The sequence below is a fragment of the Sphingomonas sp. Sph1(2015) genome, from assembly GCF_001970915.1.
GTDB classification, from domain to species: domain Bacteria; phylum Pseudomonadota; class Alphaproteobacteria; order Sphingomonadales; family Sphingomonadaceae; genus Sphingomonas; species Sphingomonas parapaucimobilis.
On the sequence record NZ_MQUI01000001.1, the window covers coordinates 208,822 to 225,093 of the forward strand.

A 16,272-nucleotide genomic window follows, 5' to 3' on the forward strand; every position below is an offset into this window, starting at 1 on the left:
TTGGGAAACGCATGACCCCGTATCCGGTGCCTTGCGCTGCCCCGATCGCGATCGACCGGGGCAGCGCAAAGCCGAAAGCCATTAGGCCTCGGCGGTTTCTTCGGCCGGAGCGTTGGCGGCTTCCTGCGCGGCCTTCAGCTTCTCGGCACGCTCTTCGGCGCGCTCGGTGGCCTTTTCGCCCGGCTTCGCCTTGTTCGGGTTGTTGCGAGCGGCGCGCTCACGAACGCCGGCGGCGTCCAGGAAGCGGGCGACGCGGTCGGTCGGCTGTGCGCCATTGGCCAGCCAGTGCTTCGCGCGCTCGGCGTCGAGCTGCACGCGCTGGTCATTGTCCTTGGCGAGGAGCGGGTTGTAGTTGCCGATCTTCTCGATGAACTTGCCGTCGCGCGGCGCACGGGCGTCGGCCACCACGATGCGGTAGTAAGGGCGCTTCTTGGAGCCACCACGCGACAGACGAATGCTGAGAGCCATATTTCAGTCCTTGAGTTAAAACGTTCAAATCCACCGGCATTCCGTCCGGCGCGGGGGTTATTTCTTCTTCAGGAGATTCTCGAAGCCGGGCGGCAGCTTGGGCATGCCCTCGGGCAACTTGCCGCCGCCCGCACCCATGCCGCCGATGCCCGGCAGGCCGCCTCCGCCACCCGCCTTGTTGAGCATCTCGCCCATCTGCGGACCGCCCAGTGCATTGCCCAGGCCGCCAAGGCCGCCCTTGCCGAGCATGGACATCATGCCCTTGATGCCGCCCATCTTCTTGATCTTCTTCATCGCCGTGGCCATTTCCTGATGCATCTTCAGGAGCTTGTTCACGTCCTGCACCGTGGTGCCGGAACCCTTGGCGATGCGGATCTTGCGCTTGGCGTTGACCAGTTCGGGCTTGGCCCGCTCCTTGACGGTCATCGAGGTGATGATCGCGTCCATGCGGAGCAGGATCTTGTCGCCACCGGCATCATTGAGCGCGTTCTGCGCCTTCTTCATGCCCGGCATCATGCCCGCCAGCGCTCCCAGCCCGCCCATGCGGCGCATCTGGGCCAGCTGGCCGCGCAGATCGTTCAGGTCGAACTGACCCTTGGCCATTTTCATGGCCATGCGCTCGGCATCTTCCTGCTGGATCGTCTCGGCGGCGCGCTCGACCAGCGACACGACGTCGCCCATGCCGAGGATACGGCCCGCGACACGCTCCGGGTGGAAGGCTTCCAGCGCGTCCATCTTCTCGCCGACACCGGCGAACTTGATGGGCTTGCCGGTGACCGCGCGCATCGACAGCGCCGCACCACCGCGCGCATCGCCGTCCATACGGGTCAGCACGACGCCGGTCAGCGGCACCTGCTCCGAGAAGCTGGTCGCGACGTTCACCGCGTCCTGCCCGGTCAGCGAGTCGACGACGAGCAGGATTTCCTGCGGCTGGGCGATTTCCGCCACCGCCTTCATCTCGTCCATCAGCGCCTGGTCGACGTGCAGACGACCGGCGGTGTCGAGCATCAGGACGTCATAGCCCTGGAGCTTGGCCGCCTGCATCGCGCGACGCGCGATCTCGACCGGCTGCTGGCCCTGGATGATCGGCAGGGTCGCGACCTCGACCTGGGTGCCCAGCGTCGCCAGCTGCTCCTGCGCGGCGGGGCGATTGACGTCGAGAGACGCCATCAGCACCTTCTTGCGATCGCGGCCCATCGCCCCGCTCGACAGGCGGCGGGCGATCTTGGCGGTGGTCGTGGTCTTGCCCGAGCCCTGAAGGCCGACCATCATCACGACGGCGGGCGGCGTGACGTCGAGCAACAGCTCGCTGGCATCCGCGCCCAGCATCTCGACCAGCGCGTCGTGAACGATCTTGACGACCTGCTGGCCCGGCGTGATCGAACGCAGGACGTTCTGGCCGATCGCCTGTTCGGTGACCTTTTCGACGAAATCGCGTGCGACGGGCAGCGCGACGTCGGCTTCCAGCAGCGCCACGCGCACTTCGCGCATCGCGGTGCGGACATCCGCCTCGGTCAGCGCGCCACGGCCGCGGAGGCGGTCGAATACGCCGCCAAGCCGATCGCTCAAGCTGTCGAACATCGCCTCACCTCGTCAAACCCGAGCCGGAGAGCCCGGCCCAAAAACCCGTGTCGCACCGCCAAACGCAAAAGCGCCGGCGGGCGAAACCTCGCCGGCCAGCGTGCACCCTTGGGCGCTTCACTTTCACATTCCGAAACGGAACTTGAGGACGCTCTTATGGGAAAATGCGGACGGGCGCAAGCCGGGCGCGCCCGGGCCTGATCGGGCAGCGGCGTTAACCTATTGTACACTCCTGACATGCGACCGCTAGGTCATGTCCGGGTCGCGTCAACCTGTTGCCAATATCCCTGTTTCTGCGGGCCTTACGGGCGCGGCGGTGGCGATTGGCATCGCGTTGCTGGCCACTGCGATCATCCTGATCCAGCTGGGCCTGACCTTGCCCGCGAAACTCCTGCTGTCCGCAACGGCCGTCGCCGCCATCCTTGTCCATTGGCGTCTGCCCGCCTCTGCCGCGCGTGCGCCCGATGTCGAGCAGATCGATCCCCTGACCGGGCTGACCAATCGCCGCTATTTCCACGATGCCGGGCAGGCGATGATCGACAATATGCAGCGCCGCCACCGCGGCATTGCGCTGATGCTCGTCGATATCGACCGTTTCCGTGCCATCGCCGGGTCACTGGGCCATGAGGCGGGCGACCTGCTGCTCCGCCATGTCGCCAAGACCATCCGCGACGAGGCCCCGTCCGACGCGATCGTCGCGCGGTTCGAGAGCGATTGCTTCGGCTGCCTGATCCCCTTCGACCCGCGCGGTCGTGATCGGATCGAGCGGCTGGCCGAACGGCTGGCGGTGCGACTTGGCCAGCCGGTGAAGCTGATCGACCAGGAATTGACGCCCCGCGCCGCCATCGCGCTGACCCGCATCGATGACGGGGCCGCGACGGTCGACCGGCTGGTCCGCCAGGCCGATCTGGCGCTGATCGCCGCCAAGGCGCGCAGCGACGGCAAGCCGCTCTGGTTCGCGCCTGCGATGGAAGAGGCGATGGCCGAGCGCAACGCCATCATCACCGACCTGCGCGCGGCGCTGGCGCGCGGCGATATCCAGCCCCGGTTCGAGGCGCAGGTCGATCTGGGCACCGCGCGCCTGACCGGGTTCGAGGTATCGGGTTATTGGGATCATCCCACCCTGGGCGCGATGACCGCCGAGCGCTTCATGCCCGTCGCCGAGGCCTGTGGCCTGTCGGGCGAGGTTTCGCTGGCGCTGATGCGACAGGCGATGGCGGCCGCGCGCGACTGGGACCCGTCGATCACCCTGTCGGTCCCGCTGGCGGCGTCGCAATTCCAGGATGCCTGGCTGGCACAGAAGGTCATCAAGACGCTGACCGAGTGCGGCTTCCCCGCACACCGGCTGGAGATCGAGATCACCGAGAATGCGCTGTTCGCCAATCTGGCGCTGGCGCAGTCGATCGTCATCAGCCTGAAGAACCAGGGCATCGCGCTGGCGCTCGACGCGTTCGGGCGCGGCTATTCCAGCCTGGCGCATCTGCGTGCCCTGCCCTTCGACCGGGTGCGGATCGACCCGAATTTCATCCGCAACATGGCCGCCGACCCCGATTGCTGCGCCATCGTCACCGCGATCGTCCATCTGGGCGACAGCCTGCACCTGCCGATCGCGGCCAAGGGCGTGCGCGATCTGGATATCGAGATGCGGCTGCGCGACATCGGCTGCTCGCACGGGCAGGGCTCGCTCTATGGTCCGCCGCTCGATCTGGCGCAGGTGCGTCAGATGCTGGCGGAAAAGCGGCTGCTCGCGGGTATCTCTCCCTCCTCGCTCACCACCCCGCGTCTGGCCGGCTGAGATAGTCGCGCTCCGCCTCGGTCGAGGCCCGGCCCAGCGCCGCATTGCGGCTGGGGTAGCGACCATAAAGCCGGATGACGTCACGGTGGTCGCGGGCGAAGGAGAGGTTTTCCGGGCGTCCCAGCTCGGTGAACTTCGCGACGCTCAGATCCTGCATCGCACGCGACTCGGCATGCATCAGCGGCATATAGACAAAGGCCAGCCGGTCGGGCGGATAGCGATCCTCCCACCCGGCATCGATCGCCGTCAGGCACAGGTCCAGCGCCAGCGGATCGGCGGCATAGGCCTGCGCCGATCCCCGGTGCAGGTTGCGCGAAAACTGGTCGAGCAACAGGATCGCCGCCAGCAGCGTATCGGGATCGTCGCGCCAGCCGATCGCATCGGTCGCCAGCACCTGATCGCGCAAAGCCCCGAACCGCTCGGCGATCACGCGGTCGAGCGCATCGTCCTTGGCGAAATGCTTTTCGGGGTCCAGTCCGAACCAGAAGTCGAGCACCGCTTTCGCGTCCGCGTGGACACGTCGTTCATCCATCCCTAGATCGGCGGTCATGTCGTCCCTCCCTGGACCCGAGATTATAAGTTTGGGCTGCCGCCTGAACATCGCCGAGAGCGAAACGATCCGCGCACTGGCTGCGGGGCGGGAGGACATGGTCGTCGTGAACAGTTGCGCCGTCACCAACGAAGCCGTCAAGCAGACCCGCGCCGCGATCCGCCGCGCGGCCAAGGCGAGGCCCGATGCCCAGATCGTCGTGACGGGCTGCGCCGCGCAGATCGACCCGGCCAGCTTCGCCGCCATGCCCGAAGTCGCACGCGTGCTGGGCAATGCCGACAAGCTGCGCCCCGAGGCCTGGGCCTCGGCCGAACCGATGCTGGTCACCGACCTGTCGCGGGTGGTCGAGACGGCACCGCATCTGGTATCGGCCTTTGCGGGTCATGCGCGGGCGTTCGTCGAGGTGCAGAATGGCTGCGACCACGCCTGCACCTTCTGCATCATCCCGACCGGGCGAGGCCCCAGCCGTTCGGTCCCCGCCGGGCTGGTGATCGAGCGCATTACGCGCGCGGTCGAACTGGGTCACCGCGAGGTGGTGCTGACCGGCGTCGACCTGACCAGCTATGGCCACGACCTGCCCGGCGCGCCCAGCCTGGGCCTGCTGGTCGAGCGTATCCTGACCCATGTGCCTGCCCTGCCCCGGCTGCGTCTGTCGTCGCTCGACTCGATCGAGATCGACGACCGCCTGTTCGAGCTGGTGACCGGCGAGGCGCGGGTGATGCCGCATCTCCATCTGTCGCTCCAGGCAGGCAACGACCTGATCCTCAAGCGGATGAAACGCCGCCACAGCCGCGCGCAATCTGTCGCGATCGTCGAACGCCTGCTGACAGCGCGGCCCGAGATCGCGATCGGCGCGGACCTGATCGCGGGCTTCCCGACCGAGAATGAGGCGATGGCGGCGGATACACTGGCGCTGATCGACGACGCCCGCATCGTCCACGCGCATATCTTTCCCTATTCGGCGCGCGACGGCACGCCCGCCGCGCGGATGCCGCAGGTGCCCCACCCGCTTCGCCGCGAGCGCGCCGCTACCTTGCGCGAGGCCGCCGCGCGCCGCCGCCGCGACTGGCTGGCGTCGCAGATCGGCCAGACCCGCGACGTGCTGGTCGAGCGGCCGGGCACGCGCGGCCATGCGCCGGACTTCGCCGACATTCATTTTACCCCCACCGCCGAACCGGGCCGCATCGCCCGCGTTCGGGTCACGGCGGCGACCGAAACCCATCTGATCGGACAATTGGCATGAGTTCTTCCTCCTCCTGGCACGAAAAGCTGCTCGGCGGTTTTCGTCGCACCTCGGACCGGCTGGTCGGCAATCTGGCGGGCCTGGGCACCGCGCGTCTCGACGACGATACGCTCGACGAGATCGAGGAAGCGCTGATCGCCTCCGACCTTGGGCCGGAGACGGCGGGCCATATCCGCACCCGCCTGGCCGAGGGCAGCTTCGAGCGGAACATGGAGGATCTGGGCATCCGCCTGGTCGTCGCCGAAGAGGTCGAAAAGGCACTGGCCAAGGTCGCCACCCCGCTGGAGATAGACGCCTTTCCCCGGCCGCAGGTGATCCTGGTCATCGGCGTCAACGGTTCGGGCAAGACCACGACCATCGCCAAGCTGGCGCATCTGTTCATGGAGCAGGATTACGGCGTGATGCTGGCGGCGGGCGACACCTTCCGCGCCGCCGCCATCGGCCAGCTCGCCACCTGGGCCGAGCGGGTCGGGGTGCCGATCGTATCGGGCAAGGAAGGCGGCGATGCGGCGGGCATCGTCTATGAAGCGGTGAAGCAGGCGACCGCGACCGGCATCGACGTGCTGATCGTCGACACTGCGGGCCGCCTCCAGAACAAGCGCGAGCTGATGGACGAACTGTCCAAGATTCGCCGCGTGCTCGGCCGCCTGAACCCGGAAGCGCCGCATGACATCCTGCTGGTGCTCGACGCCACCACCGGCCAGAACGCGCTCAACCAGATCGAGGTGTTCAAGGACGTGGCGGGCGTCACCGGCCTGGTCATGACCAAGCTGGACGGCACCGCGCGCGGCGGCGTGCTGGTCGCGGCGGCGGAGAAATACGGCCTGCCGATCCACGCCATCGGCGTCGGCGAAGGCATGACCGACCTGCGTCCCTTCGACGCCAACGAGGTCAGCCGGATCATCGCCGGGATCGAAGGGGGCCGCAAGTGAGCGCCGCCCCCAAGACGGAGGCCGGCCCCGGCCTGAAGGCCGGTATCGAATATGGCCCGCTGATCCTGTTCTTCGCAGTCAATTTCCTGGCGCCGATCGGCCCGCTGACCCGCGTGCTGGTCGCAACCGGTGTCTTCATGGCCGCAACCGTGGTGGCGATGATCGTCAGCAAGGTGAAGCTCGGCCGCATCTCGCCGATGCTATGGCTGTCGGGCGTGCTGGTCGTCGTGTTCGGCGGCCTGACCCTGTATTTCCACGATGAACGCTTCATCAAGATGAAGCCGACCATCGTCTATGCGATGTTCTCCGCGCTGCTGTTCTTCGGGCTGGCGACCGGACGGCCGCTGATCCAGATGGTGCTGGGCAATGTCTATCCGGGGCTGACCCAACTCGGCTGGCGCAAGCTGACGCGCAACTGGGCCTGTTTCTTCGCCTTCATGGCGGTGCTGAACGAAGCGGTATGGCGCAATTCGACCTGGGATTTCTGGGTCGGCTTCAAGCTGTGGGGCGCGATGCCGCTGACCATCGCCTTTGCGATCGCGAATATCCCGATGCTGTTGCGCCATGGGCTGAATGCGGAAGGCGCGAAGGTCGACGAACCGCCGGTGGAGTGAACCCCAATTCCGCCCTGCAAGGGGAGGAATAGGAATGAGAAAAGGGCGGCTCCAGTGGAGCCGCCCTTTCCCTTATCCGAAACGGATCGGCGTAGGAATTACGCGACCGCCGCCTCGTACCGGCGACCGGCCTCGTCCCAGTTCACGACGTCCCACCAAGCCTTCAGATAGCCCGGGCGGTCGTTCATGTAGGTCAGGTAATAGGCGTGCTCCCACACGTCGTTACCCAGGATCGGCGTGCCCTTGTCGGCGACGACGTCCATCAGGGGGTTGTCCTGGTTCGGGGTCGAGGTGACCTTCAGCTTGCCCTCGGCATCCGCGATCACCCAGGCCCAGCCCGAACCGAACTGACCCGCGCCCTTGGTGTTGAACTCGTCCTTCAACTTGTCGAGACCGCCGAACGCCTCGATCGCCTCGGCCAGCTTGCCCGAAGGCTGGGTCGTGCCGGGCTTGGTCATGATCTTCCAGAAGAAGTCATGGTTCCAGAAACCGCCGCCATTGTTGCGGACGGCGGCCGGAGCCGACGAGATGTTCGCCAGGATGTCCTCGATCGACTTGCCCTGAAGCGACGTGTCGGCTGCCACCGCCTCGTTCAGCTTGTTGGTGTAGGCGGCATGATGCTTGTCATGGTGGAAGGTCATCGTCTCCTTGGAGATGACCGGCTCCAGCGTGTCATAGTCGTACGGAAGGGGCGGCAGTTCGAAAGCCATCGTGATTGCTCCTTTGGGGTTTGCCTGTGGCAACGCCGGGCGCCTCAAATGGCTCCCCGAACGCGGTTACGCAACCGTTCCGATCAGATCGTGACGACGAAGCGCATGACGAAGCTGGTCATAGGACAGGCCCAGCGCCTCGGCCGTGGTCCGCTGGTTGAAGCGGTTGTCGGCCAGCGCCTTGGTCAGCAATTCCCGCTCGAACCGGGCGACGCGCGACTTGAAGTCGGATGGGCCGACGTCGCAGGCCGCCACCTCGTCGCCGTCGCTCACCGGCTCGGCGGAGGCGGGCGGATTCCCCTGCTCACTCCGCGCGGCGGCAGGCGACTGGCCCTGCGGGCGATAGGGCGAGCGGAACGGATCGATCTCGATCGCATCGACCGGTCCCTCGCGGTCCCAGCGATAGACGGCACGCTCGACGACGTTGCGCAGTTCGCGGACATTGCCGGGCCAGCGATGCTCCATCAGCGCATCGGTCGCCGCCGCCCCGAAACCGGGCCACTCGTTCCAGCCGATCTCGGCCGCCATGCGCCGCCCGAAATGATTGGCCAGCACCATGATATCGCTCTTGCGCGCGCGAAGCGGCGGCAGCGTCACCACCTCGAAGCACAGCCGGTCGAGCAGGTCGGCGCGAAACTGATGCGCGGCAACCTTGTCAGGCAAATGCTCGTTGGTCGCCGCCACGATGCGCACATCGACCCGCAGGGGCCGTGACGATCCGATCCGCGTCACCTCGCCATATTCCACCGCGCGCAGCAGCCGGTCCTGCGCCGCCATCGACAGCGTGCCCAGCTCGTCGAGGAACAGGGTGCCCCCGCTCGCCTCCTCGAACCGCCCCGCCCGCGCCTTGGTAGCGCCGGTGAAGGCGCCCGCCTCATGGCCGAACAGCTCGGCCTCGATCAGTGTCTCCGGCAACGCGGCGCAGTTCATGATGACCAAAGGCTGGTCCCAGCGCCCGCTCAGGCGGTGGAGGCGTTCGGCGACCAGTTCCTTGCCGGTCCCGCGCTCGCCGATGACCAGCACCGGACGGTCGAGCGCGGCGGCGCGGCTGGCCCGTTCCAGCGCGTCCAGAAAGGCCCCCGACTGGCCGATGACCTGACTCGTTCGCTCCATTCCCAACAGGTGGCGGATTTTCCCAAGGCTTGGCAAGAGTGCAATCGTTGTTTTGCCGCAACTATTCTACAAGCCGTTGTATTTCCGCATTTTTTGAAACTGGCACGCCTCCTGCAAAGCTTCTGGCATCCCGCCGACGAGCGGATCGAAACAAAAGAATTCAGGGAGTTTCCACCATGTTCGCCACCGACATCACCCGCCAGATCGCCGCCATCGCCTGCACCGTCGTGATGAGCGCCACCTGCCTGATGGGCGCCCTCGCCCCCGCGCATGTCGCTCCTGCACAGACTTTGGTTGCGGCGATCGAGGCACCGACCGCATAATCCCCGAATAGCCGCCATCAAGGAGTATCCGATGGGCATTTTCTCCCGCACCCGCGACATCGTCGCCGCCAATTTCGCCGACCTGCTGGACAAGGCGGAAGACCCCGCGAAGATGATCCGCATGATCATCCTCGAAATGGAGGAAACGCTTGTCGAGGTGCGCGCCTCCGCCGCCCGCACGATCGCCGATCAAAAGGAAATCCGCCGCCACATCATGAAGCTGGACCAGCTTCAGGACAGCTGGACCGAAAAGGCCGAGCTGGCGCTGTCGAAGGACCGCGAGGACCTGGCCAAGGCCGCGCTGATCGAACGCCAGAAGGCCGCCGACATGGCCGACCAGCTAAAGGCCGAAGTCCAGGTGCTCGACGATGCGCTCCGCGCGTCGGAAGAGGATATCGCCAAGCTGCAGAACAAGCTGCGCGAGGCGCGGACCAAGCAGAATGCGGTCCAGACCCGTCTGGAAAGCGCCAACAACCGCTATCGCCTGCGCGAGATGTGGAACGGGCCGAAGACCCACGACGCGTTCAGCCGCTTCGACATTCTGGAGCGCAAGGTGGACGAGGCCGAGGGCCGCGCGGAAGCGCTGGGCCTGGGCGCCAACCCCAAGACGCTCGAGGACGAGATCGCCGAACTGCGCGCCTCCGACCGGGTCGATGCCGAACTCGCCGCGCTCAAGGCGCGCCTGAACAAGGGAGAGTGAGATGGAAGACATCGTCGTCCCCTTCATCGCCATCACGTCCATTTTCATCGGCCTGCCCTGGCTGTTCCTCCACTATATGACCAAGTGGAAGCAGGCGCCGAAGATCACGCATGAGGACGAGCAGTTGCTCGACGAGCTTCACCTGCTCGCACGCCGCCTGGAAGACCGCCTGAACACGGTCGAACGGATCGTCGCCGCCGACAATCCCGACTTCAAGCCCAGCCTGTCGCAGCCCGAATGGCGCCCCGAAGGTCGCCTCGGCCGCACCGACTACAGCCTCGATCGGAGGAACTGACATGACCGCCAGCCGCACCCAATTCTACCTCGACAAGCAGAATGCCAAGTTCAAGGGCGTGTGTTCCGGTATCGCCGACTATACCGGGGTCGACGTCCTGTGGGTCCGCATCGCCGCGGTCCTGCTGACCGTCACCGGCGTCGGCATGCCCTGGGTTCCGCTTGCCTATATGCTGGTCGCCTGGATGGCGATCGCCAAGCCGATCGGCCTCTACCAGTCGGACGACGACGCCAAGTTCTGGCAGGGCGTGCGCAGCAACCCGCGCCGCTCGACCGCCGAGGTCCGTTCGAAGTTCCGCGACATCGACCGTCGCCTCGCCGATATCGAACTGCATTACACCAGCCGCAACCGCCAGCTCGCCGACGAGATCGACAGCCTGCGCTGAGACCGCGCTGACACATCAACTATCCTATGGGAGTATGGATTATGGCATGGGGAGGACCGGGTTTCGTCCTGGCGATCATCGCAATGTCGACGATCGGTTGGGTCGTGACCACCTGGATCCGTGCAAAGCACGGCTACAGCCTGGAAAATGACTGGGGCGGGATGACGCACAAGAGCGACATCGCCGATGGCCGCAAGGTCGAATTGTTGACCGCTGAGAACCAGAAGCTGGTCGGCCAGGTCTCTCGACTGGAAGAGCGCATCGCGGTGCTGGAGCGCATCGCCACCGACCCCGCCGAGCGGACCGCGCGCGAAATCGACGCGCTGCGCGATCGCTGAGCGGTCCCGGCACCGAATATTCGAAACTTTAGAGGGGAGCTATCGCCATGTCCGGATCACAGTTCATGGTCGTCATGATCGTCGCCATCGTGATGATCGCCAACATCGTCAAGGCCAAGCACAAGCAGCGCGGCACCTTCGGCCCGGATATGGTCGAGCATCTGCGCGGCGATAGCGCCCGCGACAGCCAGGCGCTGCGTGGCGAAATCCAGCAGCTGAAGGAGCGCATCCAGGTCCTGGAGCGCGTCATCACCGACGAACGCAAGAGCATCGATCTCGACCGCGAGATCGAGCGGCTGCGCGACCGTTAAGCCACCCATTGATACGGACAGGGAGCCCGGATCATGACCGACACCAATCTCTACATCGTGATCGCGACCGCCGGCCTGGCGGGCCTGGCGATGATCGTCACCGCCGGTCTTGCGGGCTGGCGCGGCTGGCTGCAGCTTAAGAATCGCGAGTTCGAGCGCAGCCACGACATGCCCTACCCCCCCGCCGCCTCGGCCGCGTCGCGGATCGAGATGGCGGACCTGAAGGAGCGCATCCGCAAGCTCGAAGCCATCGCCGCCGGCGTCGACCTGTGAGCCGCTTCGTCACCCTTCGTCGATGGACGACCCGGATCGCCTGTGGCGGCGCGGTCGTCGTCGCCGGGGTGGTCCACGTCCCCGCCGCGCTCGCCTTTCCCTATCGCGCCGATTTCGGGCGGACGACCGTCCTGTCCGAACAGCCGATCGACCGGGCGGCGATGGGGCAGGTGCTCGCGCGTGCCGACGGATTGCTGGCGGCCAGCCCGCTCTACCGGCCGGGACTGTCGCGGCAGGTGGTGCTGACCGATGGTGGCTGGCGCTGGGACATGCTGTCGATCGGGGCGCGGGGATCGATCGCCTTTCGACGCCCCTTTGCCCAAGCGCTGATCTTCAACCGCAGCTCGGTGGCGGCGGACCGGGTGACGAACGGCGCGCCGCTGGGCGGTGTGCGCACCCTGTCGGGCACCATCGCGCATGAGATGACCCACCGGCTGGTCGCCGACCATATCGGCGAATGGGCCGCGCTGCGCCTGCCCGCGTGGAAGCGCGAAGGCTATCCCGATTATGTCGCGCGGGAAACCAGCACCCGGCCGCAGGACGAGGCGCTGATCCGCGCACGCGATCCGAATGCGCGGGTGCTGGCCTATTATGAAGGGCGTCGCCGCGTGGCAGCCGAACTGGCGCGCAACGGCGGATCGGTCGACGCGCTGCTGGCGGACTGAACGGTTGTCGTGACGCATCGTTCGCGGTAGCGCGAGCGCCATGTCCGATCTTGCCGAAATCCGCGACGAATATGAATTTCTCGACGCCGACGATCGCTATCGCCTGCTGATCGACCTCGGCCGCGCGCTGGAGCCGATGCCCGAGGCGTTGAAGACCGATGCGACGCTGGTGCGGGGTTGCTCGGCCTCGGTCTGGGTCTATCCGACCCAGGGCGACGCGGCGGGCCTGCATTTCCTGGCGGACTCGAACGCGGCGATCACCAAGGGCATTATCGCGCTGGTGCTGAAGACGGTGCAGGACAAGACGCCTGCCGAGATACTGGCGACCGATATCGAGGGCGAGCTGGCCCCGTTCGATTTGCGGAACCAGCTGAGTTCGAACCGGACGCAGGGGATACCGAACATGATCGCGCTGATCCGGGAGACGGCCGGGCGGTATTGATCGGGAGGGAGGGCTCGGTGAGACACCCTGCCCTCCCCCATCCCCTCCCGCTTGCGGGAGGGGCGTGCTTCTTGGCAGGCCCAAACCTATTTCAACAACGTCTGCCCCATCCCTGAGGATCAACAAAGAAACCAGTCCGCGCCTCTGGTCGCTCCCCTCCCGCAGGCGGGAGGGGATGGGGGAGGGATCGGAGTCTCACTGAGCCCACGCCCGGAACCTTAAGCCCCCCGCCCCAACCGCGCCGCGATCGCCTCGACATCCTCGTCCGGCGTCACCACCAGCCACTCGCCCGGCCGCCGCCCATCGACCAGCGTCACCGCATTTTTCGGACAGAGGCCCAGGCATTTGGTCTCGACCACCCCGATCGATGCCTTGCGCCCCTTGCCAAAAATCCGCTTGAGTGCCTTGGCCAGCGAGGTCTTGCCCTTCGGCCCGAACCCGCCGCCGACCTTTTTCGAGCATTTGCCGCAGACCAGGACCGTCACTTCCCAATCCGCCTTGGCGCGACGGATCATTCGGGCTTCCAGCTGCGCCGTTCCTCGGCGGCGCGAAGCACCTCGTAAGCGGCCTGCACCTGCTGGAACTTGGTCGCCGCTTCCGGATCATTGGGGCGGATATCGGGATGGTTCGCCTTGGCCAGCCCGCGCCAGGTTGCGCGGATCAGGTCGAACTCGGCATCCGGCTCCAGACCCAGCGCGTCGAGCGCGCGCATCTCGTCGCGCGACCGGCTGCCGTCGCCCGGCCCGGCCCAGGCCTGGTGCTTGGACTGGGCATAGCCTGCACTGGTCTGCCGTTCCGAGGCTTCGCGCGCAGCGGCTTCCTCGGCGCTGAGCCCCTGAAAATAATCCCAGCCGCGATTATACTCGGCGGCATGGGTCTCGCAGAAATACCAGCGGTCGGGGCTGTTGGGGGACTTGGGGGCCGGGCAATTGCCCGGCTCGTCGCAACCATGCCGGTCGCAGATACGCACCGGCTTGGCCTCGCGCGACGCACCATAGCTGCGCCAGCGGGGAAAGCCCCAGTCATTGGATCGGGTAGAAGAACGCGCCACGCGGGTCGATTTAAGCCACTTGCGCGCCGGTGCAAGCATCGACGCCGCGCTTTGCGGGACATAGCCCTCAAATGCCCGCTGAATCGCTTGACCGCCAATGGTTCCCTCGTTCATGAAATATACGTCATCATATAGTCATGTCCGTACCGGACATATGCGGACGCCCAGTTTTGACAGGAGCCATCGTGGCCCAAAGTCGTTCCTTCCTGGCCACCGCAAGAGCGGACATACCGGCCTCCATCGTGGTGGCGCTGGTCGCCCTGCCCCTCTGCCTCGGTGTTGCGGTCGCGTCCGGCGCACCGCCCTTTGCGGGCATGATCGCCGGGATCGCGGGCGGTCTGGTCGTCGGTTTCCTCTCCAAGTCGCCCTTGTCGGTCGCTGGCCCCGCCGCCGGTCTCACCGTCATCGTGTTCGAGGCGATCGAACGGCTCCCCAGTTTCCAGGTCTTCCTGCTGGCGGTGATGCTGGCGGGCGTGCTCCAGCTGGCCTTTTCCTTCACCCGTGCGGGCGTGCTGGCGGAATTCGTCCCCTCCTCGGTCATTACCGGGATGCTGGCGGCGATCGGCCTGATCCTGATCCTGAAGCAGATTCCCCACGCCATCGGCTATGACGGCGATTTCGAGGGCAGCTTCGAATATGCCAGCCGCGCGGGCGGCAACACCTTTACCGACCTGTGGACCAGCGTCAGCAACGACATCGCGCCGGGCGCGGTGCTGATCGGCGCGGTGTCCCTCGCCTTCCTGTTCTGGTGGGATCACGCCAAGCCCAAGCAAGGCCCGCTGCGACTGCTGCCCGGACCGCTGGTCGTGGTCGTCATCGGCGTGGTCGGCAACATGATCCTGGGTGCGCTGCGTCCCGACTGGCAGCTGGCGGGCGCGCATCTGGTGCGGGTGCCCGTCGCTGGCAGCGCGTCGCAGTTCCTCGGCCAGTTCCAGCTTCCCGACTTCTCGGCGATCGGCATGGGCGCGGTGTGGACTACCGCGATCACGCTCGCCATCGTCGCCAGCCTGGAATCGCTGCTGAGCGTCAAGGCGGTGGACGAACTCGACCCACGCCGTCGCACCACCGACAAGAATTGGGAGCTGATGGCGCAGGGCGGTGGCAATATCGTCTCCGGCCTGCTTGGCGGCCTGCCCGTCACCTCGGTGATCGTCCGCTCCTCGGCCAATGTCGATGCGGGGGCGGAGAGCAAGCTGTCGACCATGCTGCACGCCACCTGGCTGCTGATCTCGGTCGCGTTGATCCCGGTCGTGCTGAACCAGATTCCGCTGGCCGCGCTAGCCGCCGTGCTGATCGCCACCGGCTACAAGCTGTGCAAGCCCAAGCTGTTCACCGAACGCTACAAACAGGGGTGGAGCCAGTTCATCCCGTTCATCGTCACCATCCTGGCGATCCTGCGCACCGACCTGCTGATCGGTATCCTGGTCGGCTTGGTCGTCGGCTTCGTCTTCGTGGTGGCGCGTAATTTCCGCCCGGCGCTGACCTATGCCTATGACGATGGCGACTGCCTGATCCGGGCACGACGCAACCTGTACTTCATCCACAAATACGAGCTGCAAAAGGCGCTGGCCAAGGTGCCGGACGGTGCGAACCTGCTGATCGACCTGTCCTCGACCTCCTATGTCGACCTGGACAATATCGACATCATCAACGCCTTCATCAAGGGCGCCCACTTCCGCGGCATCAGCGTGATCGTGCGCGGCGACATCGCCGAGCGGACCGCCCCGCTCATCAATGCCCCATCGACGGGAGTGCGCTACGCATGAGGGAATATAAGCAGCTCCTGCTCGCCAATAAGGCCTGGGCGACCGAACTGCTGGAGGAGAAGACCGACTTCTTCCAGCGGCAGACGGTGGGGCAGAAGCCCGACTTTCTGTGGATCGGCTGTTCCGACAGCCGGGTGACGCCCGAGCAGATGACCATGACTCCGCCGGGCGGCATGTTCCTGCACCGCAACATCGCCAATCTGGTCCATGACGACGACCTCAACCTGCTGTCGGTCGTGCAATACGCGGTCGATGTGCTGAAGGTCCGTCATGTCATCCTGTGCGGCCATCATGGCTGTGGCGGCGTGCTGGCGACGCTGGAGGGCGGGACGCAGGGGCCGGTCGACCAGTGGCTGGGCAATGCCCGCGACGTGCTGCACCGCCACCGGGACGAGATCGACGCGCAGCCGGATCAGGCCGCACGCGTCAACCGGCTGGTCGAGGTGAACGTGATGGAGCAGCTGCGCCACTTGGCCCGGCTCGACACGATCCAGAAGGCGTTCGCCGAGAAGCGCGAGCTATGGCTGCACGGCTGGGTCTATGACATTCGCGACGGGCATATCAAAACCCTGCTGGAGATCGACGCGAACACCGATCTCGACAGCCTCGCCCGACCCGACAAGGTTTTGATGTAGGGTTAAGCAGAACTTTTGTTGCCCCCCTCCCCTTCAGGGGAGGGGCCGGGGGTGGGGCGCTTCGGCAAGCATAAAGCCTGTG

The 16,272-nt window shown here is 66.0% G+C and carries 22 protein-coding genes; 15 read left to right on the forward strand and 7 right to left on the reverse strand.

The window, feature by feature from the left end; genetic code table 11:
* Positions 1 to 81: 81 nt before the first annotated feature.
* Together rpsP and ffh are read right to left on the reverse strand one after the other, a co-directional pair.
* Positions 82 to 468: a 30S ribosomal protein S16 gene (gene rpsP / locus BSZ14_RS00905; RefSeq protein WP_007404083.1), complete on the reverse strand. Its 387-nt coding sequence runs from the start codon at positions 466 to 468 to the stop codon at positions 82 to 84.
* A gap of 57 nt (positions 469 to 525) precedes the next feature.
* The gene (gene ffh, locus BSZ14_RS00910; protein WP_076709293.1) at positions 526 to 2,049 is read right to left on the reverse strand and encodes a signal recognition particle protein; all 1,524 of its coding nucleotides are present in this window, start codon (positions 2,047 to 2,049) and stop codon (positions 526 to 528) included.
* Positions 2,050 to 2,302: 253 nt separating this feature from the next.
* Between ffh and BSZ14_RS00915 the strand changes: the two genes are divergently transcribed.
* Positions 2,303 to 3,844 (forward strand): putative bifunctional diguanylate cyclase/phosphodiesterase, encoded by a 1,542-nt coding sequence (locus BSZ14_RS00915; protein ID WP_076709294.1) that lies wholly within the window; start codon positions 2,303 to 2,305, stop codon positions 3,842 to 3,844.
* Here BSZ14_RS00915 and BSZ14_RS00920 read toward each other — a convergent pair.
* Positions 3,819 to 4,394 carry a DUF924 family protein gene (locus tag BSZ14_RS00920; RefSeq protein WP_198930422.1) on the reverse strand — a complete coding sequence of 192 codons (576 nt, stop codon included), beginning with the start codon at positions 4,392 to 4,394 and terminating at the stop codon, positions 3,819 to 3,821. The genes BSZ14_RS00915 and BSZ14_RS00920 overlap by 26 nt on opposite strands.
* Here BSZ14_RS00920 and mtaB point away from each other — a divergent pair.
* Genes mtaB through BSZ14_RS00935 form a run of 3 tightly spaced genes read left to right on the forward strand, consistent with a single transcriptional unit; the run spans position 4,393 to position 7,183 of the window.
* The gene (mtaB, locus tag BSZ14_RS00925) at positions 4,393 to 5,637 is read left to right on the forward strand and encodes a tRNA (N(6)-L-threonylcarbamoyladenosine(37)-C(2))-methylthiotransferase MtaB (protein WP_076709297.1); all 1,245 of its coding nucleotides are present in this window, start codon (positions 4,393 to 4,395) and stop codon (positions 5,635 to 5,637) included. The two genes, BSZ14_RS00920 and mtaB, sit on opposite strands and share 2 nt — an antisense overlap.
* A complete protein-coding gene (ftsY, locus tag BSZ14_RS00930; RefSeq protein ID WP_076709299.1) occupies positions 5,634 to 6,569 on the forward strand; it encodes a signal recognition particle-docking protein FtsY in 936 nt (311 codons plus the stop codon). Before mtaB ends, ftsY begins: the two co-directional genes overlap by 4 nt.
* Positions 6,566 to 7,183, forward strand: a complete 618-nt coding sequence (locus BSZ14_RS00935; RefSeq protein ID WP_076709301.1) for a septation protein A — start codon at positions 6,566 to 6,568, stop codon at positions 7,181 to 7,183. Before ftsY ends, BSZ14_RS00935 begins: the two co-directional genes overlap by 4 nt.
* Positions 7,184 to 7,281: 98 nt before the next feature.
* Here the strand turns inward: BSZ14_RS00935 and BSZ14_RS00940 are convergent, their stop codons facing one another.
* Both BSZ14_RS00940 and pspF read right to left on the reverse strand, forming a co-directional pair.
* The gene (locus BSZ14_RS00940; protein WP_056433929.1) at positions 7,282 to 7,893 is read right to left on the reverse strand and encodes a superoxide dismutase; all 612 of its coding nucleotides are present in this window, start codon (positions 7,891 to 7,893) and stop codon (positions 7,282 to 7,284) included.
* A gap of 66 nt (positions 7,894 to 7,959) precedes the next feature.
* Positions 7,960 to 9,006, reverse strand: a complete 1,047-nt coding sequence (pspF, locus tag BSZ14_RS00945) for a phage shock protein operon transcriptional activator (RefSeq protein WP_076709302.1) — start codon at positions 9,004 to 9,006, stop codon at positions 7,960 to 7,962.
* 176 nt (positions 9,007 to 9,182) lie between these two features.
* Between pspF and BSZ14_RS19815 the strand changes: the two genes are divergently transcribed.
* From BSZ14_RS19815 to BSZ14_RS00985, 9 genes are read left to right on the forward strand one after another with little or no spacing between them, the layout of a single operon-like run.
* Complete coding sequence (locus tag BSZ14_RS19815) at positions 9,183 to 9,329, forward strand: hypothetical protein (protein WP_167334669.1); 147 nt, start codon at positions 9,183 to 9,185, stop codon at positions 9,327 to 9,329.
* A gap of 31 nt (positions 9,330 to 9,360) precedes the next feature.
* The gene (gene pspA / locus BSZ14_RS00950; protein WP_042483728.1) at positions 9,361 to 10,029 is read left to right on the forward strand and encodes a phage shock protein PspA; all 669 of its coding nucleotides are present in this window, start codon (positions 9,361 to 9,363) and stop codon (positions 10,027 to 10,029) included.
* A 1-nt stretch (position 10,030) separates the two neighbouring features.
* Positions 10,031 to 10,324, forward strand: coding sequence for an envelope stress response membrane protein PspB (pspB, locus tag BSZ14_RS00955; RefSeq protein WP_042483731.1), 294 nt, complete (start codon positions 10,031 to 10,033; stop codon positions 10,322 to 10,324).
* Between the two features lies 1 nt (position 10,325).
* On the forward strand, positions 10,326 to 10,709 hold the full coding sequence (pspC, locus tag BSZ14_RS00960; protein WP_042483734.1) for an envelope stress response membrane protein PspC: 384 nt from the start codon (positions 10,326 to 10,328) through the stop codon (positions 10,707 to 10,709).
* 41 nt (positions 10,710 to 10,750) lie between these two features.
* Complete coding sequence (locus BSZ14_RS00965) at positions 10,751 to 11,047, forward strand: hypothetical protein (protein WP_076709304.1); 297 nt, start codon at positions 10,751 to 10,753, stop codon at positions 11,045 to 11,047.
* Between the two features lie 47 nt (positions 11,048 to 11,094).
* Complete coding sequence (locus BSZ14_RS00970; RefSeq protein WP_042483739.1) at positions 11,095 to 11,358, forward strand: hypothetical protein; 264 nt, start codon at positions 11,095 to 11,097, stop codon at positions 11,356 to 11,358.
* A gap of 33 nt (positions 11,359 to 11,391) precedes the next feature.
* Positions 11,392 to 11,631 (forward strand): hypothetical protein, encoded by a 240-nt coding sequence (locus BSZ14_RS00975; protein ID WP_042483743.1) that lies wholly within the window; start codon positions 11,392 to 11,394, stop codon positions 11,629 to 11,631.
* Positions 11,628 to 12,296 carry a hypothetical protein gene (locus BSZ14_RS00980; protein WP_076709305.1) on the forward strand — a complete coding sequence of 223 codons (669 nt, stop codon included), beginning with the start codon at positions 11,628 to 11,630 and terminating at the stop codon, positions 12,294 to 12,296. Before BSZ14_RS00975 ends, BSZ14_RS00980 begins: the two co-directional genes overlap by 4 nt.
* A 40-nt stretch (positions 12,297 to 12,336) precedes the next feature.
* Complete coding sequence (locus tag BSZ14_RS00985) at positions 12,337 to 12,738, forward strand: SufE family protein (RefSeq protein WP_076709307.1); 402 nt, start codon at positions 12,337 to 12,339, stop codon at positions 12,736 to 12,738.
* Between the two features lie 218 nt (positions 12,739 to 12,956).
* Here BSZ14_RS00985 and BSZ14_RS00990 read toward each other — a convergent pair whose 3' ends face one another.
* Positions 12,957 to 13,253: a hypothetical protein gene (locus BSZ14_RS00990; protein ID WP_076709308.1), complete on the reverse strand. Its 297-nt coding sequence runs from the start codon at positions 13,251 to 13,253 to the stop codon at positions 12,957 to 12,959.
* Positions 13,250 to 13,789: a J domain-containing protein gene (locus BSZ14_RS00995; protein ID WP_042483800.1), complete on the reverse strand. Its 540-nt coding sequence runs from the start codon at positions 13,787 to 13,789 to the stop codon at positions 13,250 to 13,252. The genes BSZ14_RS00990 and BSZ14_RS00995 overlap by 4 nt, the downstream gene beginning before the upstream one ends.
* Before the next feature lie 185 nt (positions 13,790 to 13,974).
* Here BSZ14_RS00995 and BSZ14_RS01000 point away from each other — a divergent pair, with 185 nt between their 5' ends.
* Together BSZ14_RS01000 and BSZ14_RS01005 are read left to right on the forward strand one after the other, a co-directional pair.
* Complete coding sequence (locus tag BSZ14_RS01000) at positions 13,975 to 15,555, forward strand: SulP family inorganic anion transporter (protein WP_076709310.1); 1,581 nt, start codon at positions 13,975 to 13,977, stop codon at positions 15,553 to 15,555.
* Complete coding sequence (locus BSZ14_RS01005) at positions 15,552 to 16,190, forward strand: carbonic anhydrase (RefSeq protein ID WP_076709311.1); 639 nt, start codon at positions 15,552 to 15,554, stop codon at positions 16,188 to 16,190. Before BSZ14_RS01000 ends, BSZ14_RS01005 begins: the two co-directional genes overlap by 4 nt.
* Positions 16,191 to 16,272 lie beyond the last annotated feature (82 nt).

What these genes read in the sequence shown, in the direction of transcription:
- rpsP (WP_007404083.1), bottom strand. Translation starts at nt 468, where the DNA reads ATGGCTCTCAGCATTCGTCTGTCGCGTGGTGGCTCCAAGAAGCGCCCT.
- ffh (WP_076709293.1), bottom strand. Translation starts at nt 2,049, where the DNA reads ATGTTCGACAGCTTGAGCGATCGGCTTGGCGGCGTATTCGACCGCCTC.
- BSZ14_RS00915 (WP_076709294.1), top strand. Translation starts at nt 2,303, where the DNA reads ATGTCCGGGTCGCGTCAACCTGTTGCCAATATCCCTGTTTCTGCGGGC.
- mtaB (WP_076709297.1), top strand. Translation starts at nt 4,393, where the DNA reads ATGTCGTCCCTCCCTGGACCCGAGATTATAAGTTTGGGCTGCCGCCTG.
- BSZ14_RS00920 (WP_198930422.1), bottom strand. Translation starts at nt 4,394, where the DNA reads ATGACCGCCGATCTAGGGATGGATGAACGACGTGTCCACGCGGACGCG.
- ftsY (WP_076709299.1), top strand. Translation starts at nt 5,634, where the DNA reads ATGAGTTCTTCCTCCTCCTGGCACGAAAAGCTGCTCGGCGGTTTTCGT.
- BSZ14_RS00940 (WP_056433929.1), bottom strand. Translation starts at nt 7,893, where the DNA reads ATGGCTTTCGAACTGCCGCCCCTTCCGTACGACTATGACACGCTGGAG.
- pspF (WP_076709302.1), bottom strand. Translation starts at nt 9,006, where the DNA reads ATGGAGCGAACGAGTCAGGTCATCGGCCAGTCGGGGGCCTTTCTGGAC.
- BSZ14_RS19815 (WP_167334669.1), top strand. Translation starts at nt 9,183, where the DNA reads ATGTTCGCCACCGACATCACCCGCCAGATCGCCGCCATCGCCTGCACC.
- pspA (WP_042483728.1), top strand. Translation starts at nt 9,361, where the DNA reads ATGGGCATTTTCTCCCGCACCCGCGACATCGTCGCCGCCAATTTCGCC.
- pspB (WP_042483731.1), top strand. Translation starts at nt 10,031, where the DNA reads ATGGAAGACATCGTCGTCCCCTTCATCGCCATCACGTCCATTTTCATC.
- pspC (WP_042483734.1), top strand. Translation starts at nt 10,326, where the DNA reads ATGACCGCCAGCCGCACCCAATTCTACCTCGACAAGCAGAATGCCAAG.
- BSZ14_RS00965 (WP_076709304.1), top strand. Translation starts at nt 10,751, where the DNA reads ATGGCATGGGGAGGACCGGGTTTCGTCCTGGCGATCATCGCAATGTCG.
- BSZ14_RS00970 (WP_042483739.1), top strand. Translation starts at nt 11,095, where the DNA reads ATGTCCGGATCACAGTTCATGGTCGTCATGATCGTCGCCATCGTGATG.
- BSZ14_RS00975 (WP_042483743.1), top strand. Translation starts at nt 11,392, where the DNA reads ATGACCGACACCAATCTCTACATCGTGATCGCGACCGCCGGCCTGGCG.
- BSZ14_RS00985 (WP_076709307.1), top strand. Translation starts at nt 12,337, where the DNA reads ATGTCCGATCTTGCCGAAATCCGCGACGAATATGAATTTCTCGACGCC.
- BSZ14_RS00990 (WP_076709308.1), bottom strand. Translation starts at nt 13,253, where the DNA reads ATGATCCGTCGCGCCAAGGCGGATTGGGAAGTGACGGTCCTGGTCTGC.
- BSZ14_RS01005 (WP_076709311.1), top strand. Translation starts at nt 15,552, where the DNA reads ATGAGGGAATATAAGCAGCTCCTGCTCGCCAATAAGGCCTGGGCGACC.